Consider the following 6,400-nt stretch of genomic DNA (forward strand, 5'->3'; position numbering starts at 1 on the left):
GCGGGGCAAGCGCCAGATGCTGGGCGTGGTCTGGCGGCTGGGTGGCGACAGCGCGGTGCCGGAAGCCCGGCTGAAGGACATTACCGGCGTGCTGGATGTCCCGCCGATGCCGGAAGCGCTGCGCGGCTTCGTCTCCTGGGTCGCCTCCTACACGCTGGCCGCCCCCGGCGCCGTGCTGCGCATGGCGATGAGCGTGCCGGCGGCGCTGGAACCGCCGAAGCCCGTCACCGCCTATGAAGCCGCGCCCGGCTTCGATGCGGAGGCGCTGCGCCCGACGCCGGCGCGCCGCCGCGTGCTGGCTTTCCTGGCCGGCCTGCCGCCGCTGCCCGCCGCCGAGATCGCGCGGCAGGCCGGTGTCTCGGCCGGTGTGGTGAAGGGGCTGGCGGAGGCTGGCGCGCTGCGTCCCGTGCTGCTGCCCCCCGCATTGCCGCCGGAACAGCCCGACCCGGACCGCAAGCGGGCCGACCTCGCCCCCGATCAGGCGACTGTGGCAGAAGCGCTGGCCAGCGGCATCGGGCAGGGCTACCGCGCGACGCTGCTGGATGGTGTCACCGGCTCCGGCAAGACGGAGGTCTATTTCGAGGCCATTGCCGCCGCGCTGAAAGAAGGCGCGCAAGTGCTAGTACTGCTGCCGGAAATCGCGCTGACGCCGCACTGGCTGGAACGGTTCGAGGCGCGCTTCGGCTGCCGCCCGACCGAATGGCATTCGGAACTGACGCAGGCGCAGCGCCGCGACAACTGGCGCGCCATCGCCGAAGGCAAGGCCAGTATTGTGGTCGGCGCGCGCTCCGCCCTGTTCCTGCCTTTCCCGGCGCTAGGGCTGATCGTGGTGGATGAGGAACACGAAAGCGCCTTCAAGCAGGAGGAAGGCGTCACCTACCATGCCCGTGACATGGCGGTGGTGCGCGCCTATCTGGCGAAGATCCCCATCGTGCTGGTGTCGGCCACGCCCTCGCTGGAGACCATGGCGAATGTGGAGAGCGGCCGCTACCAGCGGGTCAGCCTGCCCGACCGGTTTGCCGGCGCCGCCCTGCCGATGATCCAGGCCATCGATATGCGGGCCAGCAAGCCGCCGCCCGGCCGGTGGCTGTCGCCGCCGCTGGTCGAGGCGCTACGCGGCACGCTGGAAGCCGGCGAACAGGCGCTGCTGTTCCTGAACCGGCGCGGCTATGCCCCGCTGACGCTGTGCGGTGCCTGCGGCCATCGCCTGGCCTGCCCGAACTGCACCGCCTGGCTGGTCGAGCACCGGCTGGCCGGGCGGCTGCAATGCCACCAGTGCGGCCATACCGAAAAGCTGCCGGACCATTGCCCGGCCTGCGACAGCGAGGAAGGTTTCAAGGCGGTCGGCCCCGGTGTGGAACGCATCGCCGAGGAGGTGCTGCACCTGTTCCCCGAGGCCCGCTTTGCGCTGATCGCCAGCGACACGCTGGGCGGGCCGGCAGCGGTCGCGGAAATGCTGCGCAGCGTGCGCGACCGCGAAGTCGATATCCTGATCGGCACGCAGATGGTCGCCAAGGGTCATCATTTTCCGATGCTGACGCTGGTCGGCGTGGTCGATGCCGATCTCGGCCTGGTCGGTGGCGATCTGCGCGCGGCGGAGCGTACCTACCAGCTGCTGCACCAGGTGGCCGGGCGCGCCGGTCGTGCCGAGCATCCGGGCCGTGTGCTGCTGCAGACCTACGAACCGGGTCACAAGGTCATCCAGGCGCTGGTCGAGGGCGACCGCGACCGTTTCCTGGAAGCCGAGGCGGATGACCGCCGGCGCGCCGGAATGCCGCCCTATGGCCGGCTGGCCGCCCTCATCGTCTCCGGTGCCGACCGAAATCAGGTGGAGGCCACGGCTCTACGCCTGGGGCGGAGCGCGCCCCGGCAAGAGAATGTCCGCGTGCTGGGCCCGGCCCCGGCCCCCTTTTCCGTGCTGCGCGGGCGGCATCGCTTCCGGCTGCTGCTGCAGGCCCCGCGCGGGGTGAATGTGCAGACCGTGCTGCGGCACTGGCTGGCGCAGGTGCAGATACCGCATGCGGTGCGTGTTTCGGTGGATATCGACCCGTACAATTTCCTCTGATCCGGGCTTATGCCAAGGGCGCGCGCGCCCTGCCTCCCAATGGGCCTTCCAACGAGCTTTCCGGCTGCCCGAAAATGATTGTCGAAATGCGCGTGATTAGTGCCCCGCTACGGCTTGCACACCCCATACGACTATGTTAGACAACGCCCGGCCTTGGGGGGAGGGTTGCCTTCCAACAGGGTTCGGTATTGCTTCCGTCCCTTGGCTTTCCTTGACATTGGGCGGTGCGCGACACTCAGAGACTTAGGTCATCCTCATCAGAAGTGGGAGCTTCCCAGTTGGCGAAAGGGATGCAAGGCCTGTCAGCGATCGCCCAGCGTTATGCAACGGCGCTCTACGAGCTGGCGGAAACCGAAAAGACGCTCGACGACGTTGCCGCCGATCTGCGCGATCTGCGGCAAATGCTGGTCGACTCCGAGGATCTGGCGCGGCTCACCCGCTCGCCGATCCTGTCGCGCGACGAGCAGTCGAAGGCCATCGCGGCCATTCTCGACAAGGCCGGCGCGAAGCCGCTGACCAAGAAATTCGTGGGCACGCTGGCGATGAACCGCCGGCTGTTCGCCCTCCCCGGTATCATTGATGCCTTCCTGAGCGAGCTTGCCCGGCGGCGCGGTGAAGTCACGGCGGAGATTTCCTCTGCCAAGGCGCTCACCAAGACCCAGGAAAAGGCGCTCACGGACGCATTGAAAAAGGCGATCGGTTCCACCGTCGCCATCGAAACGAAGGTCGAGCCTGCCCTGATCGGCGGGCTGATCGTCAAGGTTGGATCACGCATGATCGATAGTTCGCTGCGCACCAAGCTGCAGCGGCTGCAGCTCGCGATGAAAGGGACTGCTTGATGGACATCCGCGCCGCCGAGATCTCCTCTATTCTGAAGGACCAGATCGCCAATTTCGGCACCGAAGCCGAAGTGGCCGAGGTCGGCACCGTTCTGTCGGTCAGTGACGGCATTGCCCGTGTCTATGGCCTCGACAAGGTCGAAGCCGGCGAAATGGTCGAATTCCCCAACGGTATCCGTGGCATGGCGCTGAACCTCGAGACCGACAATGTCGGTGTCGTGATTTTCGGCGACGACCGCGACATCAAGGAAGGCGACACCGTCAAGCGTACCGGCACCATCGTTGACGCGCCGGTCGGCAAGGGCCTGCTGGGCCGCGTTGTTGACGGCCTTGGCAACCCGATCGACGGCAAGGGTCCGCTGAAGGACGTGAAGCGTACCCGCGTCGAGGTGAAGGCGCCCGGCATCATCCCGCGCCGCTCGGTGCATGAGCCGATGCAGACCGGCCTGAAGGCCATCGACAGCCTGATCCCGGTCGGCCGTGGCCAGCGCGAGCTGATCATCGGCGACCGCCAGACCGGCAAGACCGCGGTGGCGATCGACACGATCCTGAACCAGGCCGCGATCAACAAGGGCGACGACGAGTCGAAGAAGCTGTACTGCATCTATGTTGCGGTCGGCCAGAAGCGCTCCACCGTCGCGCAGATCGTGAAGACCCTGGAAGATTACGGCGCGATGGAATATTCCATCGTGGTCGCCGCGACGGCCTCCGAGCCGGCCCCGCTGCAGTTCCTGGCGCCCTATACCGGCTGCGCCATGGGCGAGTTCTTCCGCGACAACGGCATGCATGCGCTGATCATCTATGACGATCTGTCGAAGCAGGCCACTGCCTATCGCCAGATGTCGCTGCTGCTGCGCCGCCCGCCGGGCCGCGAAGCCTTCCCGGGCGACGTGTTCTATCTGCACTCGCGCCTGCTGGAGCGTGCCGCGAAGATGAACGAGGAGCATGGCTCCGGTTCGCTGACCGCGCTGCCTGTCATTGAGACCCAGGCGGGCGACGTGTCGGCCTTCATCCCGACCAACGTGATTTCGATCACGGACGGCCAGATCTTCCTGGAAACCGGCCTGTTCTATAAGGGCATCCGCCCGGCGGTGAACGTCGGCATCTCCGTGTCGCGCGTCGGCTCCGCCGCGCAGATCAAGGCGATGAAGCAGGTTGCCGGCTCGATCAAGCTGGAACTGGCCCAGTATCGCGAGATGGAAGCGTTCGCGCAGTTCGCCTCCGACCTCGACGCCTCGACCCAGCGCCTGCTGGCTCGCGGTTCGCGCCTGACGCAGCTGCTGAAGCAGCCGCAGTACAGCCCGCTGCCGGTTGAGGAGCAGGTCGCCGTGATCTATGCCGGCGTGAAGGGCTACCTCGACAAGATCCCGGTGGATCAGGTCAACAAGTACGAGGCGGGCCTGCTGTCGGAGCTGCGCGGCAAGGGCAAGGACATCCTGGCTGCGATCCGCAAGGAGCAGCAGCTGACCTCGGAAATCGAGGGCAAGCTGAAGGATCTCCTGGAGACCTACTCCAAGACCTTCGCCTGATCGCCTAGCGGACCCGGCAGCAACCAAGGCGAAAGCGGATGCCCAGCCTCAAAGACCTAAGAAATCGGATCAAGAGCGTCCAATCGACGCGCAAGATCACCTCGGCGATGAAGATGGTCGCCGCCGCGAAACTGCGCCGCGCACAGGAGCAGGCCGAAGCCGCCCGCCCCTACGCCGAGCGCATGGAGCGGATGCTGGCCTCGGTCGCCGGCCGGCTGCAGGGCGCCACCGGCGCCCCCAAGCTGGTTTCCGGCACCGGCAAGGACGATGTGCACCTGGTCGTCGTCGCCACTGCGGATCGCGGCCTGTGCGGCGGCTTCAACACGAACATCGTGCGCGCCGCGCGGAACCACATCCGCAAGCTGCTTGCCGACGGCAAGACGGTGAAGATCCTGTGCGTCGGCCGCAAGGGGCGCGACGTGCTGCGCCGCGAATTCCGCGACAAGATCGTCGATATGATCAGCTTCGCGGGCCAGAAGCGCCTCTCCTTCGCGGACGCCAACGGCATCGCCGTGCGTCTGCTGGAGATGTTCGAGGCCGACGAGTTCGACGTGGCGACGATCTTCTACGCGCGCTTCAGGTCGGCGATTGCGCAGATTCCGACCGGTCAGCAGATCATCCCGGTGGCGCTGCCCGCCAAGGAAGAGACGCAGGAAGCCTCCGGCTCCCAGGCGCTCTACGAATATGAGCCCGACGAGGAGCAGATTCTGGCGGCGCTGCTGCCGCGCAACCTCGCGGTGCAGATCTACAAGACGCTGCTTGAGAACGCCGCCGGCGAACAGGGTGCCCGCATGTCCGCGATGGACAGCGCCACCCGCAATGCCGGCGACATGATCAACAAGCTGTCCTTGACGTATAACCGCCAGCGCCAGGCGAACATCACCAAGGAGCTGATCGAGATCATCTCCGGCGCGGAAGCGCTGTAACGGACCGGCGCGGCAAAACGGATCGAAAGAGTGGAGTAGGCCATGGCGAAGAAAAATCTCGTTGGCAAGATTACCCAGGTGATCGGCGCCGTCGTTGACGTTCAGTTCGACGGCGACCTGCCGGCCATCCTGAACGCGCTGCATGTGAAGCTGGGCAAGAGCACCCTGGTGCTGGAAGTCGCCCAGCATCTGGGTGAGAACACAGTACGCACCATCGCCATGGACACGACCGACGGTCTGGTCCGCGGCCAGGAGGCTGTCGATACCGGCGAGGCGATCTCCGTGCCGGTCGGCCCCGAGACGCTGGGCCGCATCATGAACGTCATCGGCGACCCGGTGGACGAGCGTGGCCCGGTGAAGACGGCGACCAAGATGCCGATCCACCGCCAGGCCCCGGCCTTTGTCGATCAGTCCACCGAGACTGAACAGCTGATCACCGGCATCAAGGTGATCGACCTGCTGGCGCCGTATGCCAAGGGCGGCAAGATCGGCCTGTTCGGCGGTGCCGGCGTCGGCAAGACCGTGCTGATCATGGAGCTGATCAACAACGTCGCGAAGGCGCATGGCGGCGTGTCCGTGTTCGCCGGCGTCGGCGAGCGTACCCGCGAGGGTAACGACCTCTATCACGAAATGATGGAATCGGGCGTCATCAAGCTGGATGGCGAAGGTTCCAAGGTGGCGCTGGTCTATGGCCAGATGAACGAGCCCCCGGGGGCCCGTGCCCGCGTCGCGCTGACCGGCCTGACCCAGGCCGAGTATTTCCGCGACGAGGAAGGCCAGGACGTGCTGTTCTTCGTGGACAACATCTTCCGTTTCACCCAGGCCGGCTCGGAAGTGTCCGCGCTGCTGGGCCGTATCCCCTCGGCGGTGGGCTATCAGCCGACGCTGGGTACCGACATGGGCGGCCTGCAGGAGCGCATCACCTCCACCAAGAAGGGCTCGATCACCTCGGTGCAGGCCATCTACGTGCCCGCCGACGACCTGACCGACCCGGCACCCGCGACCTCCTTCGCCCATCTGGACGCCACCACCGTGTTGTCG

The 6,400-nt window shown here is 66.3% G+C and carries 5 protein-coding genes; all 5 read left to right on the forward strand.

The window, feature by feature from the left end; genetic code table 11:
• Positions 1-2,065, forward strand: a 2,065-nt coding sequence (locus tag MK313_RS17610) for a primosomal protein N' (protein WP_287783435.1), incomplete at its 5' end; no start/stop codon positions are given.
• A 278-nt stretch (positions 2,066-2,343) separates the two neighbouring features.
• The gene (locus MK313_RS17615; RefSeq protein ID WP_407669823.1) at positions 2,344-2,904 is read left to right on the forward strand and encodes a F0F1 ATP synthase subunit delta; all 561 of its coding nucleotides are present in this window, start codon (positions 2,344-2,346) and stop codon (positions 2,902-2,904) included.
• Positions 2,904-4,433 carry a F0F1 ATP synthase subunit alpha gene (gene atpA, locus MK313_RS17620; protein ID WP_121218744.1) on the forward strand — a complete coding sequence of 510 codons (1,530 nt, stop codon included), beginning with the start codon at positions 2,904-2,906 and terminating at the stop codon, positions 4,431-4,433. The genes MK313_RS17615 and atpA overlap by 1 nt, the downstream gene beginning before the upstream one ends.
• A gap of 38 nt (positions 4,434-4,471) precedes the next feature.
• Positions 4,472-5,359, forward strand: a complete 888-nt coding sequence (locus MK313_RS17625; RefSeq protein WP_287783438.1) for a F0F1 ATP synthase subunit gamma — start codon at positions 4,472-4,474, stop codon at positions 5,357-5,359.
• Positions 5,360-5,401: 42 nt separating this feature from the next.
• The coding region (gene atpD, locus MK313_RS17630) for a F0F1 ATP synthase subunit beta (protein WP_287783441.1) at positions 5,402-6,400 on the forward strand (999 nt) is incomplete at its 3' end.

Source organism: Oceanibaculum sp. (assembly GCF_022449305.1).
GTDB classification, from domain to species: Bacteria; Pseudomonadota; Alphaproteobacteria; order Oceanibaculales; family Oceanibaculaceae; genus Oceanibaculum; species Oceanibaculum indicum.

Bases quoted from the DNA above. Each gene is read 5' to 3' on its own strand.
- atpA (WP_121218744.1), top strand. From the start codon at position 2,904: ATGGACATCCGCGCCGCCGAGATCTCCTCTATTCTGAAGGACCAGATC.
- MK313_RS17625 (WP_287783438.1), top strand. From the start codon at position 4,472: ATGCCCAGCCTCAAAGACCTAAGAAATCGGATCAAGAGCGTCCAATCG.